The 18,747-nt window shown below is 53.8% G+C and carries 14 protein-coding genes; 4 read left to right on the forward strand and 10 right to left on the reverse strand.

Annotated features, from left to right (window positions below):
- Window positions 1-37 precede the first annotated feature (37 nt).
- From E1757_RS26355 to uvrB, 3 genes are all read right to left on the reverse strand, one after another.
- Window positions 38-253, reverse strand: a complete 216-nt coding sequence (locus E1757_RS26355; protein ID WP_133233835.1) for a hypothetical protein — start codon at window positions 251-253, stop codon at window positions 38-40.
- Window positions 254-795: 542 nt separating this feature from the next.
- A complete protein-coding gene (uvrA, locus tag E1757_RS26360) occupies window positions 796-3,678 on the reverse strand; it encodes an excinuclease ABC subunit UvrA (protein ID WP_133233837.1) in 2,883 nt (960 codons plus the stop codon).
- Between the two features lie 87 nt (window positions 3,679-3,765).
- Window positions 3,766-5,763, reverse strand: a complete 1,998-nt coding sequence (uvrB, locus tag E1757_RS26365) for an excinuclease ABC subunit UvrB (protein WP_133233839.1) — start codon at window positions 5,761-5,763, stop codon at window positions 3,766-3,768.
- 264 nt (window positions 5,764-6,027) lie between these two features.
- Here uvrB and E1757_RS26370 point away from each other — a divergent pair, with 264 nt between their 5' ends.
- A complete protein-coding gene (locus E1757_RS26370) occupies window positions 6,028-6,813 on the forward strand; it encodes a flagellar motor protein (RefSeq protein WP_133233841.1) in 786 nt (261 codons plus the stop codon).
- Window positions 6,791-7,570 (forward strand): flagellar motor protein MotB, encoded by a 780-nt coding sequence (locus E1757_RS26375; protein WP_133233843.1) that lies wholly within the window; start codon window positions 6,791-6,793, stop codon window positions 7,568-7,570. The genes E1757_RS26370 and E1757_RS26375 overlap by 23 nt, the downstream gene beginning before the upstream one ends.
- Before the next feature lie 237 nt (window positions 7,571-7,807).
- On the opposite strand, the gene E1757_RS26380 is transcribed toward E1757_RS26375, so the two are convergent.
- The 5 genes from E1757_RS26380 to ftsE all read right to left on the reverse strand — a co-directional run bounded on the left by E1757_RS26380 (window position 7,808) and on the right by ftsE (window position 13,792).
- Window positions 7,808-9,103, reverse strand: a complete 1,296-nt coding sequence (locus E1757_RS26380) for a zinc metalloprotease (protein WP_133233845.1) — start codon at window positions 9,101-9,103, stop codon at window positions 7,808-7,810.
- Window positions 9,104-9,363: 260 nt separating this feature from the next.
- Entirely contained in the window at window positions 9,364-10,809 is a 1,446-nt protein-coding gene (locus E1757_RS26385) for a S41 family peptidase (protein WP_133233847.1), read from the reverse strand.
- Window positions 10,810-10,897: 88 nt separating this feature from the next.
- The gene (locus E1757_RS26390; RefSeq protein WP_133233849.1) at window positions 10,898-12,145 is read right to left on the reverse strand and encodes a murein hydrolase activator EnvC family protein; all 1,248 of its coding nucleotides are present in this window, start codon (window positions 12,143-12,145) and stop codon (window positions 10,898-10,900) included.
- Window positions 12,146-12,201: 56 nt separating this feature from the next.
- The gene (gene ftsX, locus E1757_RS26395) at window positions 12,202-13,116 is read right to left on the reverse strand and encodes a permease-like cell division protein FtsX (RefSeq protein WP_133233852.1); all 915 of its coding nucleotides are present in this window, start codon (window positions 13,114-13,116) and stop codon (window positions 12,202-12,204) included.
- Window positions 13,106-13,792, reverse strand: a complete 687-nt coding sequence (gene ftsE / locus E1757_RS26400) for a cell division ATP-binding protein FtsE (RefSeq protein WP_133233854.1) — start codon at window positions 13,790-13,792, stop codon at window positions 13,106-13,108. The genes ftsX and ftsE overlap by 11 nt, the downstream gene beginning before the upstream one ends.
- Before the next feature lie 230 nt (window positions 13,793-14,022).
- On the opposite strand from ftsE, the gene E1757_RS26405 reads away from it, so the two are divergent.
- Together E1757_RS26405 and E1757_RS36010 are read left to right on the forward strand one after the other, a co-directional pair.
- On the forward strand, window positions 14,023-15,606 hold the full coding sequence (locus E1757_RS26405) for a VanW family protein (protein WP_246079538.1): 1,584 nt from the start codon (window positions 14,023-14,025) through the stop codon (window positions 15,604-15,606).
- A gap of 43 nt (window positions 15,607-15,649) precedes the next feature.
- Window positions 15,650-15,802 (forward strand): hypothetical protein, encoded by a 153-nt coding sequence (locus E1757_RS36010; protein WP_165972305.1) that lies wholly within the window; start codon window positions 15,650-15,652, stop codon window positions 15,800-15,802.
- Between the two features lie 32 nt (window positions 15,803-15,834).
- Here the strand turns inward: E1757_RS36010 and argH are convergent, their stop codons facing one another.
- Together argH and E1757_RS26415 are read right to left on the reverse strand one after the other, a co-directional pair.
- Window positions 15,835-17,250, reverse strand: a complete 1,416-nt coding sequence (argH, locus tag E1757_RS26410; RefSeq protein WP_133233856.1) for an argininosuccinate lyase — start codon at window positions 17,248-17,250, stop codon at window positions 15,835-15,837.
- A gap of 247 nt (window positions 17,251-17,497) precedes the next feature.
- Complete coding sequence (locus E1757_RS26415; RefSeq protein WP_133233858.1) at window positions 17,498-18,736, reverse strand: argininosuccinate synthase; 1,239 nt, start codon at window positions 18,734-18,736, stop codon at window positions 17,498-17,500.
- Window positions 18,737-18,747 lie beyond the last annotated feature (11 nt).

An 18,747-nucleotide genomic window follows, 5' to 3' on the forward strand; every position in this document is an offset into this window, starting at 1 on the left:
CGACGGTCTGCTTATGTATGCAAACGTCCGTCTTCTTCTACAGTTTATCCATCCAATTGAGTACCATAACGGCATCCATGATCAAAAATACCAGCAAGCTAACCGCGCTAAAACCGATCGCAAAAGGATTTTTCTTCGGAGCAGCCAACAACCGAACGACGCCCACTGCAATAATAATCGTGAACAAAATCACGAAAGGATCAAATCCTGTAAATTTGCTCGCTGCTTGCGCTGCCTCTTCAGCTAAAAACATCGAGAGACCTCCTCTAGTATACAAAAATGCTTATTTTCATCTTATCTTGACTGACATGGAAGTGCAAGCGATTCGGCAAAGTGTAACAAGTTTGTCAACATTTTTGGCCATGGAACGATCATTATACCTACGGTAAGACCTGTTCCTTATGATCATATATCGCTTCCTGTACACCGCTGTCTATCATTCAACAAATGGAACAAGTCCGCGATTTCTCCAATCTACCTCGTAACTTTAAAATGTCCATTTCTTCTAGCATTTATAACTCATATCACGCTGAAATCCAATGCCTGTTAATTACGCGCTTCCAACATCCATCAGTAGCGCCCGCTGTTCATGCACTTTGCCGTTCGGATCACCATTTCAGCTATAAGACTGCAGCCAAAAATGCCGGCAGCAGCCAACTTCACGTTGAACTGCGCCGGCTTTGTTTCAATCCTGTGTGTTCCGCTTTCGTAACACACAGATGGAGACTGTCGATTAAAGGACAAACGTGCTTTGGAGATGACTTCGAGTCTCTGGATGCTTCGCTGGTTCATCTTTTATACTACAGCGTCCTCCATCTGCTTCAGCCGCTTCGTGTAGTCCTCGGTACGCGCCTTATCCCGCTCCAGAACCGGCTTCAAATACCGCCCGGTATAGGAGGTCTCCACCTTTACAACTTCCTCCGGCGTGCCTGTAGCCACGATGGTGCCACCTTTGTTGCCGCCTTCCGGCCCGAGATCGATCAAATAATCGGCTGTCTTAATGACATCCAGGTTATGCTCGATGACCAGCACGCTGTCGCCGCTCTCAACGAGACGGTGCAGCACCTTCAACAGCCGGTCGATATCGTGAATGTGAAGGCCGGTCGTCGGCTCGTCGAGAATGTAGATCGTCTTGCCCGTGCTTCTCCGGTACAGTTCTGCGGCCAGCTTAACGCGCTGCGCTTCGCCGCCCGACAATGTCGTAGCCGGCTGCCCCAAGTCCATGTAACCCAAGCCAACGTCAAGCAGGGTACTGAGCTTGCGATGAATACGCGGAATATTTTTGAAAAACTCGCACGCATCCTCAATCGTCATGCCGAGCACTTCGGAAATGTTTTTGCCTTTGTAATGAACCTCTAACGTTTCACGGTTATACCGTTTTCCTTTGCAAATTTCGCAAGGTACGTAAACATCGGGCAGAAAGTGCATCTCGATTTTGATAATGCCGTCGCCGCGGCAAGCTTCGCATCGGCCGCCCTTCACGTTGAAGCTGAACCGCCCTTTCTTGTAACCGCGAACCTTCGCTTCATTCGTATTGGCGTACACATCGCGAATGTCGTCGAATACACCCGTGTACGTGGCCGGGTTCGACCGCGGCGTACGTCCGATCGGCGACTGGTCGATATCGATAACCTTGTCGACATGCTCCAGACCGACGAAATCGCGATGCTCCCCGGGGCGGACCTTGGCACCGTTCAGTTCCTTCGCTAACGTCTTATACAAAATCTCATTGATCAATGTGCTTTTGCCGGAACCGGATACGCCCGTCACGCAAGTAAACACGCCCAGCGGAATTTTGATGTTCACATTGCGCAGGTTGTTCTCCTTCGCGCCTTTAATTTCCAGCCATTTTCCATTCGGCTTGCGGCGTTCGGCCGCGACCGGTATAAACTTTTTCCCGCTCAAATATTGGCCGGTCAACGATTGCGGATCGCTCATAATTTCCTGCGGCGTTCCCTGGGAAACAACCTTGCCACCATGTATTCCCGCTCCAGGTCCGATATCAATAATATAATCTGCCGCCATCATCGTATCTTCATCATGCTCAACGACGATCAGCGTATTGCCGAGGTCGCGCATATGCTCCAACGTTTTGATCAGCCGGTCATTATCGCGCTGATGCAGCCCGATGCTCGGCTCATCCAAAATGTAGAGAACGCCCATCAAGCTGGAGCCGATTTGCGTAGCCAGCCGAATCCGTTGGGCTTCGCCCCCCGACAGCGTGCCCGCAGCCCGATGCATCGTCAAATAATCGAGCCCGACATTGACGAGAAAGCCGAGGCGCGCATTAATTTCCTTCAAAATTAAATGAGCGATCTGCGTCTCTCTATCGTTCAATTCCAGCGAATCAAACCATTCATGCGCTTCGCCGATGGCCAGTGACGTCACATGTGCGATGTTTTTCCCGTTGATGGTGACGGCCAGTGATTCCGGCTTCAGCCGTTGACCTTTGCATTTGCCGCATGGCTTGGAGCTCATATACGCTTCGATATGCTCGCGGATGCCATCCGAGAACGTATCCCGATACCGCCGTTCGAGATTGTTGATGATCCCTTCAAAAGGGACGAGCGCTTCCTTCCGGTGACCCATGTCGTTCTCGTAGCGGAAACGGACCTTTTCGCCGCCGGTCCCGTTCAGCAGCTTTTTCATCTGCTCCGGGGTGAGCTCCGCGACAGGTTTATCCATCGGAATTCCGTAATGCTCGCACACCGCTGCTAAAAATTGCGGGTAATAATTGGACGTACTGCCGGCCCAAGCTTCGAAAGCACCCTCTTCGATGGACAGCCGCGGATTTGGAACGAGCAAATCAGGGTCGACGATCATTTTGCTGCCCAACCCGTCGCAGTCCGGACAAGCCCCGAACGGGCTGTTGAAGGAGAACATTCGGGGAGCCAGCTCCTCAATGCTGAAGCCGCATACGGGGCAGGCCAAATTTTGATTGAACAGGAGCTCTTCCTTATCCAGCACGTCGACGATGATCCGGCCGTTCGACAGCTTCAGTCCGGTTTCCAGCGAGTCGGCCAGACGGGTTTGAATGTCATTCTTCACCACGATCCGGTCAACGACCACTTCGATGCTGTGCTTTTTATTTTTGTCCAGCTCGATTTTGTCGGAAATATCCATAATTTCGCCGTTCACGCGCACGCGAACAAAGCCCTGCTTCTGAATATCGGCCAGCAGCTTGGAATGCTCGCCCTTCCGCCCCGAAATAATCGGCGCCAAAATTTGCAGGCGCGTCCGTTCCGGATACTCCATAATCCGATCGACCATCTGCTCAATCGTCTGCGAGGTGATTTCAATCTTATGGTCCGGACAATGCGGCCGGCCGATCCGCGCAAATAACAGACGGAGGTAATCGTAGATTTCCGTCACGGTGCCGACCGTGGAACGCGGGTTGCGGCTCGTCGTCTTCTGGTCGATGGAAATCGCCGGCGACAAGCCTTCGATCGAATCGACATCCGGCTTATCCATCTGCCCTAAAAATTGTCGTGCATAAGCCGACAACGACTCGACATACCTGCGCTGGCCTTCGGCATAAATCGTGTCAAATGCCAATGACGATTTGCCCGAGCCGCTTAAGCCTGTCAATACGACAAAGCGGTCGCGGGGAATAGTTACGTCGATATTTTTCAAATTATGGGCTCTCGCGCCCTTAATAACGATATTGTCTCTGGCCACGTGGCATCACCATCCTTAATAGATCACAAGCAGACCGCTCACCGGCCACTTCCTTATCCATGATTACCCATATTTCAAGTATACCCATTACAGCTCCGCTTTTAACTCCAGCACCGCATCGCGCAGCTCGGCCGCACGTTCAAACTGCAAGTTTTTGGCGGCTTCCTTCATTTCCTGCTCCAAACGTTCGATCAACGACATCCGGTCCTTTTTTGACATTTTCGCCTGCTTCACGTCCGTCAGGTAGTCCGCCTTCTGTTCGGCGACCTTGACGGCTTCGATGACATCCCGCACCTTTTTCTGAATCGTCTGCGGCGTAATGCCGTGCCGTTCATTATAGGCGAGTTGAATTTCGCGGCGGCGGTTCGTTTCGCGAATCGCCTTGTCCATGGAATCCGTCATTTTATCCCCGTACATGATAACCCGGCCGTTCGCATTTCTCGCGGCCCGGCCGATCGTCTGGATCAATGAGCGCTCCGCACGCAAAAAGCCTTCCTTATCGGCGTCCAAAATGGCCACCAGCGATACCTCGGGCAAATCCAGCCCCTCCCTCAGCAGGTTGATCCCTATCAGAACATGGAAAACGCCAAGCCGCAAATCGCGTAAAATCGCCATCCGTTCCAATGTCTTGATATCGGAATGGAGGTAGCGCACCTTGATGCCGATTTCCTTCAAGTAATCCGTCAAATCCTCCGCCATCTTCTTCGTCAGTGTCGTGACGAGCACGCGTTCGTCCTTGCTGATCCGGTCATGAATCTCGGCGATCAGATCGTCGATCTGTCCTTTCGTTTGTCTGATCTCGATAACCGGATCGATCAGACCGGTCGGACGAATAATCTGCTCGACCATCTCCGGACAATGCTCCAGCTCGAAAGGACCCGGCGTGGCCGATATGAATACGGCCTGGTTGACCTTGCTCTCGAACTCCTCGAAGCGGAGCGGCCGGTTATCCAACGCGGACGGCAGCCGGAAGCCGTGATCCACCAATACTTCCTTGCGCGCACGGTCTCCGTTATACATCCCGCGGATTTGCGGCAGCGTCACATGCGACTCGTCGACCATAAGCAGCATGTCGTCCGGGAAATAATCGAACAGCGTATACGGTGTGGCTCCGCGCTCGCGGAAGGTCAAAGGTCCCGAATAGTTCTCGATCCCCGAGCAGAAGCCCATCTCCTGCATCATTTCAATATCGTACCGGGTCCGCTGTTCCAGCCGCTGGGCTTCCAGCAGCTTGCCGTTCCCCCGCAGCTCCTCCAGCCTCTCTTCCAGCTCGCGCTCGATATTGACCAGCGCGCGCTTCATCGTATCCTCATGCGTAACGAAGTGGGATGCCGGGAAAATCGCGATATGATCGCGTTCGCCGAGAATTTCCCCGGTCAGCACGTCGATCTCCGTTATTCGTTCAATCTCGTCGCCGAACAGCTCGACCCTCACCGCATGCTCGCTGTGCGACGCCGGGAAAATTTCGAGCACGTCGCCCCGCACCCGGAACGTGCCGCGCACAAAGTTCATATCGTTGCGCTGATATTGGATATCGATCAACCGATGCAAAATCTCGTTGCGCGACCGCTCCATCCCGACACGCAAAGACAGCACCAGGTTGCGGTATTCGATCGGCGAACCGAGGCCGTAGATGCAGGACACGCTTGCTACGACGATCACGTCGCGCCGTTCGAACAGCGAGCTGGTCGCCGAATGGCGCAGCTTGTCGATCTCGTCGTTTATGCTGGAATCCTTCTCGATGAACGTATCGGAAGAAGGGATATAAGCCTCCGGCTGATAATAATCGTAATAACTGACAAAATATTCAACCGCATTATTCGGAAAAATCTCCTTCAGCTCGCTGCACAGCTGGGCCGCCAACGTCTTGTTGTGGGCAATCAGCAGCGTCGGCCGGTTCAGCTTGGCAATCACATGAGCCGCCGTGAACGTCTTGCCCGTTCCGGTAGCGCCAAGCAGCGTCTGGTACCTTGCACCCGCCTTGACGGCTTCGACCAGCTTCTCGATCGCCTGAGGCTGATCGCCTTGCGGGGAGTAATCCGATACAAGCTCAAACGGTTTATGATTCATCACTACTTCGTTCATTTCATCACCCGTCCATTGAAAAAAGTCATTTTCTATTAACTTTCGACGCCCGGTTTCCGATAAATAATATGATCTTCGACGCAGATTGACTCCGTTCGACTCATTCCGCTATAGGAATATTTGTTCCCATATATTATACCTTTTTTCATCTTTTGTTGCAAACGAATATAACTTCATGAATTGGCGGTTTACAGGAAATTTACATAAAGAGCCGATAACCGGACGCAAAAAATCTAACTTACTTAATCTAGGGGTGGTAGGAACGTGGATTTAACAACGATTATAGGTCTTGTAATAGGATTAGGCGCTCTTATTGGCGGTTACATGTGGGATGGCGGCCACATCAGCGCTTTGATCGTTCCGAGTGCGATGTTGATCATCTTCGGCGGCACGGCAGGGGCGATCGCTATAAGCTTTCCAATGTCCCGTTTGAAGGAAATCGGCAAGGCGCTCGGCATGGCTTTTAAGGAAACGAAGAGAGACCCCGCAGTCATTATCGATGAGCTTGTCGACATGGCGACCATAGCGCGGCGGGAAGGCGTGCTTGCTCTTGAGCAGCGGGCGCAGGAGCATCCGAATTCCTTCTTGCGCGATGGCCTGATGATGGTTGTTGACGGAACCGATCCCGAGCTCACGCGGCAAATTTTGGAGCTTGAGATGGACGCGCTGGAAACCCACCACGAAGGCTGGGCCAAAATTTTCGAAGCGGCCGGCGGCTTTGCTCCTTCCATGGGTATTATCGGTACGGTTATGGGGCTGATCCACGTATTGGGCAACCTGGCCGATCCAGGTTCGCTGGGCCCGGCGATTGCGGTCGCTTTTACCGCCACGCTGTACGGCGTCTCTTCCGCCAACGTGCTCTACTTGCCGATCGCCAACAAAATCAAAATCCGCAGCAAAGAGCAAATCTCCGAAATGGAGCTGATGCTCGAAGGAATTTTGGCGCTGCAGGCCGGCGAAAATCCGCAGCTGATTCAGAAGAAGCTGAAGTCCTTCCTTCATCAGGACCATAAGAAGACGGAAGGTGATGCCGGTGGCGAGGAGATCTAATAAGCATGCAGACCATGAAAATCACGAGCGCTGGCTGATCACCTATGCGGATTTGATCACGCTTCTGCTGATCTTTTTTGTTATTATGTATGCAATGAGCAAGATCGACACGGAAAAATACCAAGTGCTGTCGCAGGCGCTGAACTTCGAGTTTAAGAAAGCCGATTCGGTGCTTCCTCAAGGCCAGGGCGTGCTGGGGCGGGTCAGTACAGCCAAGGCAACGAGCGGGGACAATTCGGAAAACGGAGAAAAAGAAAAAAAGGAACGGGAAGAAAAGGAACAGAAAGAAATCCGCGAAAAGCAGCTGGAAAATTTGCTGGAAAAAATTCAACAATATATTCAGCAGCAAAATTTGCAGGCGCAGGTGTTCGCCGCCGATACGCCGAAGGGGATAGCGGTAACGCTGAACGACCTGTTCTTGTTCGATCTCGGAAAGGCCGAGCTGAAGAAGGAAGCCTATCCCATACTTGATCAGCTGGCCACGCTGTTCCCTACGCTGATGACAACGATCAGTATCGAAGGCCATACCGATAATCTGCCTCTGGCTACCGGCTCGCTCTATAAGGACAACTGGGGATTGTCGAACGAACGTTCGCTTTCGGTGCTTCGCTATTTTATCAACACGGCAGGTCTGGATCCGAAAAAGTTTATTTCCAGCGGCTATGCGGATACACGCCCAGTCGCTGCCAACGATAACGCGGAAAATCGCGCAAAAAACCGTCGTGTCGAAATCGTCGTGCTGCGCGATCCGAATTGACCGTATGATAGCTCCGTCAATGAAACTGCCTGCATCCACACGGTTGAACGGCCGCCCTGTTCATCAAGGACAAGTGCGTTTCTCAAGGGCAGGGCAAATATATAGATTCAATCCTTTCATTATGCAAGAGAACCTTGACCCCACTGTGAAGTGGAGCTTAAGGTTCTCTTTTTGTGCATTCAGGGCCACTCTTTGCCTGGATGGCAACTGTCTTTGTCCGCCAAGACGCGGATGCCGCTACATCGGTCTGCCGCCTGACTGATTGGCGAACAAGCCTCTTAGCCTGCGGCTCACATATGCGAACAGGCTCGGCTGCTTCTCGCCGGCATAGTACATGGCCTCTTGATCCGGGGCTAAAATGATCCCGAGCTGATGATGTTCGTCCGAAAACATCGCTCGCTTCACGAATTTACTTTCGCCGGCCAAATTAAACACCTCCAGCTTGCAAAACGCCGGGTTTTGCTGCATCGCCTGATGCAGCTCCCGCTTCGTCGTCACCGCCATCCCATTCACTTTGTGAATGATTTCGCCTGGCCCGAGTCCAAGCTCGGCGGCCGCGCTTCCCGGCAAAATACCTAATATTTTCAGCCCGCGCCGGTCATGCACATAAATCGGGCTGCGCCTCGACTCATCCCACTTGCTGAACAGCAGCAAGCCTTCATGCAGCGCAATACAGCCGATCGAGGCCACGACCGTCATAATCGGCCATACATAAGCGAGCAGGGCCAGCAGCAGCACCGCGCAGGCATAGCAGGCCAGCAGCTTGGCGCTGAGACGCGCCTTCTCGCGCGGCAGCCGGGATTTCGTCATCTCGGCGAAGCCGATCATGACCGGAAAGCCAACGATCGTCCAGCCGGCGCTCCACAGCTCTCCCCCGATAAGCGGCGTCCAGGGCAAGGCGATACCGCCGCCTCCCTGCAGCGGCACAATGAGAAACAGAACGACAGGCCAAAACCCCTGCATGTGGTAGCCGCCAACAATTTTGCCGCGCTTGCTTTCATAAAACATCGGAGTAGCCGTTTTCGCTCCATGCTGCCGGATCAGCAGCGCTTCCACCAGATGAAGTACCGCAATCAACGCAAGCAGCGAAGCCATGTTCAAGTTGAGTATCGTATGTATAAGATCACCCAGCCAGCTTGGAGCCGGTTCCAACGCCGGAGCGAATAGGCGGTATCCGGCTTGTACGACGCCCAGTACACCAATCGCATATGCCCAGCACAAAAATCGGACTCGAATGAAGGTCAGCAGCAAGGATACGACCCACAGCAGCAGCACGGCATCGGCTTGAACGGTTGCGCCGACGGCAGCCATCAAGACGGAAGCGATCAGCCCGCCGACCCAGCCCCACCATAAAGCCCGCCATGTTTCCGATACGAGCGAATGCAGCTTTGTATGAAACAATTTGCGTTCAAACTGAATCTGCCTGCGATACTGCAAAATAACGAACAATATGCCTACATAATAAAACGGATGCATGAACAATTGAAGCAGGGCTTGTAGCCCTCTTTGTGCCGCTTCGATCAACACGGTCATTGGACTGCTCCTTTTTCGCGATACGCCAGGATAAACGGCTTCGCCGTCCTTAAGGGACGTGCGCGTTTATGGAGGTTGGCGCAGCAAAGTATATAACTTATACTTTCTCTGTACAACTAAAAAGAAGGCTGGACGAATCCAACCTTCTTACCTTTTTCGACGCCGCTTGACCAAGTTCCTTCTCATGGATTAAATTCCCAGCCGGAATTTTCAGCCTTCATTTGCGTCCGCCATGATGGGAATACGGGTTGCAGCCTTATTTATTTGATCAGCGATTGCACCTGCTGGACCGCCGCTTTGAGCTGCAGATCATTTTTCGGATCTTTGATCTCCGTCAAAATCGCCTTTTCAAGCCGGTTGGCCGTTTCCACATCGACCTCGCCTGTAACCGGCAAGCTTTGCATCCGCTGGAACGCTTTGACCGCCACCGCCGTCTTTTCACTGAAATAGCCGTCCGTCCGATCCGGGGTCAATTTGAGCCCGGTCAGCATCGTTTGCAGATTTTTAACATCCTCGCTGGTCGTGTCCGGCTTCAGCGTCGTTTTTTTGCTGATTGGCGCAACCTTGAAATAGGACGGCTGATCAACCGGAACATCCGGCGCAATCCCTTTTTTATGAATCCACGTGCCGTTCGGGGTCAGCCATTTGTACACGGTCATTTTTATGTTGCTGCCGTCGCCCATTTCCTTCTCGAAGGTGACTTGAACCGTACCCTTGCCGAAGGTCGTCTCCCCGATCAGCTTGCTGCCTGCGGAATCGTGCAGCGCCCCTGCCAATATTTCCGAAGCGCTCGCGCTGCCCTTGTTGATCAGAACGGTGACCGGATAATTTTTGCCGGTACCTTGCGAAGGCGTATCTTCCTGCTCGCCCTTGCGGTTTTCAATCTTGACGATCGGCTTGCCCTTCGGTACGAACGGCTCCACAATTTCGACAACGGCGGACAGCAAACCGCCCGGATCGTTGCGTACATCGATGATCAAGCCTTTCATGCCATTCGCTTCGAGATTTTTCAATTCATCCTTGAACCGTTTCGAGGTGTTGCTGGAAAACTGGCGAATCTCGATTTTGCCGATATTGCCCGGCATCATTTCCGCATATACGGTTTCTACGTCAATGTCGTCGCGGACGACGATCATCTGAATCGGCTCGGGCGAGCCCGGACGCATAATTTCCAGCTTCGCCTGCGTGCCTTTCGGCCCCCGGATTTTCATAATCGCCTGGTTCAGCGTCAAGCCGTCCAGCTTTTCGCCATTTACCGAAATGATGACATCGTTGGCATGCAGTCCCGCTTTCTCGGCCGGCGAGCCTTTGATCGGCGCCATTATCGTCACTTTGCCGTCCTCCGACGAAACTTCTGCGCCAATCCCTTGAAAGGAGGAGGTAATGCTCTCGTCGAATTGCTTTGCTTCTTTTTGATCCATATAGACCGTAAAAGGGTCCTCCAGTGTCGAAAGCATGCCGTTAATGGCGCCGTTGATGACCTTATCGCGATCGACTTCGGATAAAAATTTATTTTCGATCAGCTGGTACGTCGTCGCGATTTTGTTCAAATCTTTGGTGCCCAGGCCGGACTTCGCCGTCGCCCCGCCTCCCTCCGAGCCTACCGCAGCGAAGATCGACGGATGCACAATCGTTAGCGTCATGATGCTGCTGGCGAACATGGCCAACAAAATAAATGCCAAAACCGTACGTCCCTTAAATGTCATTGCTCCCAATACACCGCCTTCGCTACTTGCCTTATCGACTGATCGTCCGTTTAGTATATGACAAGCTATTTGAAATTATTAACAGCGGTTATCGCAGATAAGGCTTAGGGTCTACCGGTTCCTCATGAATCCGCACCTCAAAGTGCAGATGGTTTCCTGTCGACTGTCCGGTTGAACCGACCTCGGCGATTTTTTGACCTTTTTTGACGGAATCGCCTTTTTCCACATCGATGCCTCCGTTGCGGATATGGCCATATAGCGTCCATGTGCCGTTTCCATGGTCAATAATAACACAATTGCCATATCCGCTCCACCAGGAAGCAACGATCACTTCGCCGTCAGCGGCAGCCAAGATCGGAGTCCCGTTCGGCATCGCCAAGTCGATCCCTTTATGCGTCGCCTTTTTGCCCGTGAACGGATCGGAACGGGTTCCGAAATCGGACGTCATCGTAGCTACCTTGGGCAGCGGATAGCCGAGTTTGCCGCCCGTCGGCGGGGCTGTATTCGCCGCCGGAGCGGAGCCGCCGCCGGCCTTCGCCTTGGCCGCTGCAGCCTTCGCCGCTGCCTCGGCGGCAGCCTTGCGCTTCTCGGCGGCAAGCGCCGACTCTCTGCGCGCGTACTGGAGCAGCATTTTTTCCTGCTCCTCGCTAATATCTTCCAGCTCTTTTTCCTTTTTGGCAAGGCTTGCGATTTTGACTTCCTTTTCTTTCTCTTTCGTTACCAGATCGGCCTTTACTACCGTGGTTTGAGTATACAAATCTTTAACCTTATCCAGCTGCTGTTGAACCTGCACCTGTTTATCGGCAATCGTCGCGCGATCCTTTTGGTTCAGCTCCAAAATTTGCTTATCCTGGGTTACGATCGCTTTCAATGCGTTCAACCGGTCCAGAAAGTCGCCGAAATTCGTCGAACTGAGCAATACATCCGCGTACGATACGACTCCGTTCATATACATCAACCGCAGCCTTGATTTGAGCAGCTTGTCCCGGGATTCGACCCGGTTTTCCGCCTCCTCCAGCTGTTCGCCGGTTTCCTTCAGCGTATCTTTGACCTTGGTGATTTCGTTATTGAGGTCGTTCAATTTCAAGTTCGTCGTCTCGATTTGACTGAGCAGGGAATTAATGTCGGTGCTCGCTTGCTGCTTTTCCTGCAGCACCTTGTTCATTTCCGATTGCGCTTCATTCGCTTTTTGCTGGGCGTTCGACTGCATCTTTTTCAGCTCGCCCAGCTGTTGGTCGATTTTTTGCGTCGCCGTTAACGCAAATGCAAATTGCGGAATGACCAGTGTTCCTACCAACCCCGACGTCACGACAAGAGACAGAAGAGACTTCTTCAACGTTTCATTTCCTCCCAATCCGTTTGTATAGCGGCAAGGCATCCCGCTGCTTACGCCTATACTCTTAAAAATTTGCGGACCGATAACGTGCTGCCCCATATGCCGATCATAATTCCGATACCGAGCAGCAGCCCGGATAACGTATAGCTCACCTGGTCAAACGGCAGCAGCTTGATCATGAGCAGGTTCAAATCCAGCTGGGTCGACTCCATCAGCTGCCAGTATCCGTACAGCAAAATGCATACCGGAATTACGGAGCCGATAATGCCGAGCAGCGCGCCCTCGATAAAAAACGGCCATCGGATAAACGAATTCGTCGCTCCGACCAGCTTCATAATCGAGATTTCGCGGCGCCGCGCGACGATCGTCAGCTTGATCGTATTGGCAATTAAAAACATGGCCGTCAAGGCCAGGCCCGCGACCAGCACCAATCCGATATTGCGCACAATTTGCGTCACCTTGAACATTGTTTCCACCGTTCCCTGGCCATAGCTGACGCGGTAAATCGGCTTGGACGAGCTCGTGTTCAGCGCGTTGATCTTTTGTGCGACGCTTCCCACTTCCCGCGGCTCGGTCACCTCGACGGTAAACGAATCGTTCAGCGGGTTATTGTCGCCCTCGAAGCCGTCAAGCAGCTGCTTGCCGCCCTCGCCAAGCTTGTCCCGCAAGTAGACGAGCCCTTCTTCCTTGGACACGAACTTGATCTGATCCACCTGCGGCAGCGCGGCAATCTGGGCTTTCAGCTTCTGGATTTGCTCATCCGGCGTATTCACTTCCAAATAAACACGGATTTCAACCTGCTGCTCGATTTGCTGGGCCAAGTAATTGACATTCAGCGTAAGCAGCAAAAAAATGCCGAGAATAAACAATGAAATGGCAATCGAGCTCATGGAAGCGAATGACATCCAGCCATTGCGGACCACATTTTTCCCGCCTTCCCGAAGATGGCGGAACCCTGTGTTAATCCTCATAGCCGTATTCACCCCTTGCCTCATCGCGGGCGATCTGCCCCTGCTCGATGGCAAGCACCCGCTTGCGCATCGTATTGACGATTTCTTTGTTGTGGGTAGCCATGATGATCGTCGTGCCGCGGAAGTTGATTTCCTCCATCAGCTTCATAATGCCCCAGGACGTGTCGGGGTCCAGGTTACCCGTCGGCTCATCCGCGATAATAACGGACGGATTGTTAACGATTGCACGCGCAATTGCGATTCGCTGCTGCTCCCCCCCGGATAACTGCGTAGGCAGCGAGTTCGCCTTATCCCGCAGCTTCACCAGCTCCAGCACCTCTAGCACGCGCTTCTTTATAATCTTCTTCGGCGCTTCGATCACTTCCATGGCGAAAGCGACATTTTCAAACACGGTCAGCTTCGGCAGCAGTCGGTAATCCTGAAAAATAACGCCGATGTTGCGGCGCACGTACGGAATTTTCCGCTGCTTCAGCTTTTCCAGATTAAACCCGTTGACGAATATGCTCCCTTTGGTCGGCCGTTCTTCTCTATAAATCAATTTCATGAACGTCGATTTCCCTGCACCCGAAGGTCCCACGACGTACAGGAATTCGTTGCTGTCCACCTTGACGTTGATCCCTTTTAACGCTTGACTTCCGTCGGGATACGTTTTCCATACATCGTGCATTTCGATCACAGTATCACATCCTGATTTAGAACTAGCTTATATCCTTTCGACATCAACAGGTAAAATCCTGCGTTTGGGTATCATTTTCAACACATTTTCACATTTTCGCCCGGTTTTTGTAGTTTTTCGTATTCATTTGTAGAGATGGAAACTTTTTTCCAAATGCCGCATATATATAAACCCGTACGAGCCTGGCTTGTCAATATGATTCGGATTGAATAAAAAAGGAGACGTATTCCATGAGGCGTTATCGGGTTTCGGTCAAGCTGCTCCTTGCGTGCATGCTGCTCTTTGCCGCTGCCGCCTGCGCTTCTATGGCCTGGTACGGCGTGCGGGATCAGCTTCCCGGCGGATTCATGATCGATAGATGGAAGGTCGGCGGCCTTTCCGTGACGGAGCTGGAACGCCAGCTGACGCATAAAAAAGAGCTGCTGCTGCTGCAAACCGTACGTCTCGTCAGCACCCGGCCCGAGGCGGCGGTACCGCCTGCCGATTGGACGTTGGAGCAGCTGGGGCTCGATGTACAGATTCAAGCTGTCGTCGACAAGCTGCAGCCGCTGCGGGCGGGCTCCCCGTTCCAACGCGCGATGTACCGGTGGAAGCTGCGCGACGAGCATTGGGCGCTTGCTTTCGAATTCGACCCGGCCAAGCTGCAGGCCACGTTAAAAAGAGGCTTTCCCGACCTGTACAACAAGCAGCCGATAGACGCGCAGCGAATCATCGGGCCGAACGATACGGTCAGCTATGTGCCGGAAAGCGCCGTGCTGCGAATTGATGAAGCGGATCTGCTCCAGAAGCTGCGTAACGTCGTCCCTACATTGGATAACGTAGCATGGACGGCGGGTCTGCAGGAGAAAAGCGGCAGCCCGCAAAGCGAAGCCAAGGAAGCCGGTCATGCCAGCCGGCCGAAGACGGTCCCGGCGGCGGAGACAAAGCCGGATGCCGTGCAGGCGGCCGCGGGCGTACCGCGCATCGTCATCCCGATAGGATTCAACAAGCAGGAGCCGGGCGTCACGGTCCGCATGCTGCAGGCGCAAGGGATCGAGCGCAAAATCAGCGAATTTTCGACGGTATTTCCGCCGAACGGCGAAGGCCGCCTGTACAATATTCGTTCAACGGCGTCCTCGATTCACGACCAGCTGCTAAAACCGGGCGACGTGTTCGATTACGCACCGTACATTGCGGCGACAGAAGCCAAATTCGGCTTCAGGGAAGCGCCGGTCATTCTCAACGGCAAGCTGGTGCCGGGCATCGGCGGCGGCATTTGCCAAGTCTCGTCCACGCTGTACAACGCGGTGCTGCGGGCCGGACTTGAAATCGTGGAACGGCGCAACCATTCGCTGCCGGTCAGCTATGTGCCGATGGGCCAGGACGCGACATTCGCGAGCGGCTACATCAATTTTAAATTCCGCAATACCACGGGCGGCTATTTGCTTATCCGCACCGCAACCGACGATCAAAAGCTTACTGTCAAGCTGTTCGGGCAAATTCCGGCGGAATTAACCTATACGATCGAATCCCAAACCGTGGAAACGCTACCGATTCCATTTAAATATGTGGTCAACCAGACGCTGAAAAACGGAAAGCAGCAAAAAATAAGCGAAGGCAAGCCCGGCTACATCGTCGAAACGTACCGTACGAAGCTGCAAAACGGCGTCCCCATCAGCCGGGAGCGTATTTCGCGCGATACGTATTCCGCTCAGCCGACCGTTATTGCCAGAAACCGGAACGGCATCCCTCCGGGGCAGGACATCCAGCCTCCTTCTCCTCAGCCGCAGACCCCTCTGCTCGAGGACGGGGTCAAGGGCCCTCTGTTCCGGTAGCGGACGGGTATGTTTTGCGGATTAAAATGGCGGACCGAACAGCATGACGATGGGTACTGACTTCCGCTATGGACCGGTCGCCAGACCGACGGAACGAACCGACCGGGCGGGCCGAACGACAGGCATTGGAAACAAACGACCCCGGCCAGGCAGCATGCCCGGCTGGGGTCGTTTGTTTGAGCTGTATATCATGTGACTAACCGAATTTGGCAAAACCGACATATTCGGTTACTTGCTTGCGTTCGCAAATTGCTCGAACCATGCGTTCGTCTGTTCCTTGACGGCTTCCGCACGGCCGATCGCTTCGCCGACCTGGTTCGTCGCCGTACCGCCGTAAACGTTGCGCGCGTTGACGACCTGCTCCGGCTGAAGCACCGCGTAAATATCCTGCTCGAACAGCTTGGAAAATTGGTGAAATTCCTCCAGCTCCAGATCGAGCAAAAACTTCTGGTTCTGGATGCAGTACAGCACCGTCTTCCCGATCACCTCATGCGCTTGACGGAACGGCAGCCCCTTGTTCACCAAATAATCGGCGATGTCGGTCGCATTGGAGAAATCCTGATTCACCGCCTGCCGCATGCGGTCCTTGTTCACCTTCATCGTGCTGACCATCGGCGCAAACAGCTGCAGTGCGCCCTGCAGGGTACGCACCGTATCGAACATGCCTTCCTTGTCTTCCTGCATGTCCTTGTTGTACGCCAGCGGCAGCGATTTCAGCACCGTCAGCAAGCCGAACAGGTTGCCGTAGACGCGTCCGGTTTTACCTCGGACCAGCTCCGGTACGTCCGGGTTTTTCTTCTGCGGCATAATGCTGCTGCCGGTACAGAAGGCGTCATCGAGCTCCACGAACCGGAACTCGGTGCTCGACCACAGCACCATTTCCTCCGACAAGCGGGAAAGGTGCATCATGATCATCGACGCGTTGGACAAAAACTCGATAATAAAATCGCGGTCGCTGACCGCGTCCAGCGAGTTTTCGTAGACGCCGTCGAAACCGAGCTGCTGCGCGACGAAATGGCGGTCGATCGGGAATGTCGTTCCCGCCAGCGCCCCCGCGCCGAGCGGCAGTACGTTGATGCGCTTGTAGCTGTCCTGCATGCGCTCGATATCGCGCTGGAACATGGATACGTACGCCATCAAATGATGGGCGAACACAATCGGCTGCGCGCGCTGCAGGTGCGTATAACCAGGCACAATCGTATCGAGATTGGCCTTCGCCTGCTCAATCAGCGCTTCCTGCAGCTTGTTCAGCAGGCCGACGAACTCGACGACCCGCTTGCGCAAGTATAAATGCATGTCGGTCGCCACCTGATCGTTGCGGCTGCGTCCCGTGTGCAGCTTGCCGCCGACCGGTCCGACCTCGTCGATCAATGCCTTCTCGATATTCATATGAATATCTTCGTCGCCGATCGAAAATTCCATTTCGCCGCGGCGGATGATGCTTTGCACCTTGAGCAGCCCGTCTTTAATTTTTTCGACGTCCTCAAGCGGCAGGATGCCGCATTTGCCCAGCATCGTAACATGCGCCATGCTCCCTTGAATGTCTTCCTCGGCAAGCTCTTTATCGAACATGATCGAAGCCGTATACTCTTCTACCAGCTGATCCGTTTTTTTCGTAAATCGTCCACCCCAAAGCTTAGACACCGTTTGCTGCCCCTTTCTTCAACCGGCTTCCTTAAGGAAACCTTTTTTAGTTCATTCGCACAACCTTGACAAACGCGCCCGTCCCCTAAGGACGGAGGAGCCGTTTATCCTTGAATGCGTACAGACCGGAATATGTCCAATCGCACATGCCGATCCCGTTGCCGGGCCCGTTCGTATACACAATGCAAGGCTTTCCTACCGGGTAGGAAAGCCTGCAGCGCTCAAGCCGTCACGATACGGCGTTCTCTTATTGCTTCGCGTTCTGCTGTACGCCGGATGATACTTTCAAGCGCAGCGCGTTCAGCCGGATAAAGCCGGCCGCATCGCCTTGATTGTACGCCTGAGTCGGATCGGCTTCCATCGTCGCGATGTCCGGGTTGTACAAGCTTACAGGGCTTTGTACGCCGGCGCCGATGACGTTGCCTTTGTACAGCTTCAGACGGACCGTACCGGTTACATTCCGCTGGCTCTCGGTCACAAGCGCCTGCAGCGCCAGCCGTTCCGGAGCGAACCAGAAGCCGTTGTAAACCAATCCGGCATAACGGGCAATAAGCGAATCGCGAAGATTCATCACTTCGCGGTCCATCGTCAACGACTCCATCTTGCGGTGAGCCGTGAACAGGATCGTACCGCCCGGCGTTTCGTACACGCCGCGGCTCTTCATGCCGACGAAGCGGTTCTCCACCATGTCAACGCGGCCGACGCCGTGCTTGCCGCCCAGCTCGTTGAGCCGTTCCATAACCTGCAGCGGCTCCATCCGGGTGCCGTTCAAGCCGACGCAGTTGCCCTGCTCGAAGTTCAGCTCCACGTACTCGGCTAGGTCGGGCGCATCCTCGGGGTCAACGCTCAACACGAACATGTCCTTGTTGCTTTCCGCGCTCGGATCGAACCAAGGGTCCTCCAGCATACCGCTCTCAAAGCTGATATGCAGCAGGTTGCGGTCCGTCGAGTACGGCTTCGCCGCAGAGGCGGTCACCGGGATGCCATGCTTCTCCGCATAGGCGATCATTTCGGCGCGGCCCGGGAACGTTTCGCGGAACGCCTCCAGACGCCAAGGCGCGATGACCTCAAGCTCCGGCGCCAAAGCCGCCGCTGTCAGCTCGAAGCGAACCTGATCGTTCCCTTTGCCTGTAGCTCCGTGCGCGATCGCCGTAGCGCCTTCCTTGCGCGCGATTTCGACCATACGCTTGGCGATCAACGGGCGTGCGATACTCGTGCCGAGCAAATATTGCCCTTCATAGAGCGCGCCGGCCTGAAACATCGGGTAAATGAAATCTTTGGCGAACTCCTCGCGCAGATCGTCGATGTAAATTTTCGAGGCGCCGGTAGCCAAAGCTTTCGCTTCCAGGCCGTCCAGCTCATCCTTTTGTCCGATATCGGCCGTAAATGCGATAATTTCCGCATCGTACGTTTCCTTCAACCATTTTAAAATAATCGATGTATCCAAACCGCCCGAATAGGCGAGAACGATTTTTTGCTTAGCCATGGTACAGGTCT

Source organism: Paenibacillus piri, assembly GCF_004354045.1.
Taxonomy (GTDB): domain Bacteria; phylum Bacillota; class Bacilli; order Paenibacillales; family NBRC-103111; genus Paenibacillus_S; species Paenibacillus_S piri.

Bases quoted from the DNA above. Each gene is read 5' to 3' on its own strand.
- ftsX (WP_133233852.1), bottom strand. From the start codon at position 13,116: ATGAGGATTAACACAGGGTTCCGCCATCTTCGGGAAGGCGGGAAAAAT.
- E1757_RS26415 (WP_133233858.1), bottom strand. From the start codon at position 18,736: ATGGCTAAGCAAAAAATCGTTCTCGCCTATTCGGGCGGTTTGGATACA.
- uvrB (WP_133233839.1), bottom strand. From the start codon at position 5,763: ATGAACGAAGTAGTGATGAATCATAAACCGTTTGAGCTTGTATCGGAT.
- E1757_RS26375 (WP_133233843.1), top strand. From the start codon at position 6,791: ATGCCGGTGGCGAGGAGATCTAATAAGCATGCAGACCATGAAAATCAC.
- E1757_RS26380 (WP_133233845.1), bottom strand. From the start codon at position 9,103: ATGACCGTGTTGATCGAAGCGGCACAAAGAGGGCTACAAGCCCTGCTT.
- E1757_RS26385 (WP_133233847.1), bottom strand. From the start codon at position 10,809: ATGACATTTAAGGGACGTACGGTTTTGGCATTTATTTTGTTGGCCATG.
- E1757_RS36010 (WP_165972305.1), top strand. From the start codon at position 15,650: ATGACGATGGGTACTGACTTCCGCTATGGACCGGTCGCCAGACCGACG.
- E1757_RS26405 (WP_246079538.1), top strand. From the start codon at position 14,023: ATGAGGCGTTATCGGGTTTCGGTCAAGCTGCTCCTTGCGTGCATGCTG.
- E1757_RS26355 (WP_133233835.1), bottom strand. From the start codon at position 253: ATGTTTTTAGCTGAAGAGGCAGCGCAAGCAGCGAGCAAATTTACAGGA.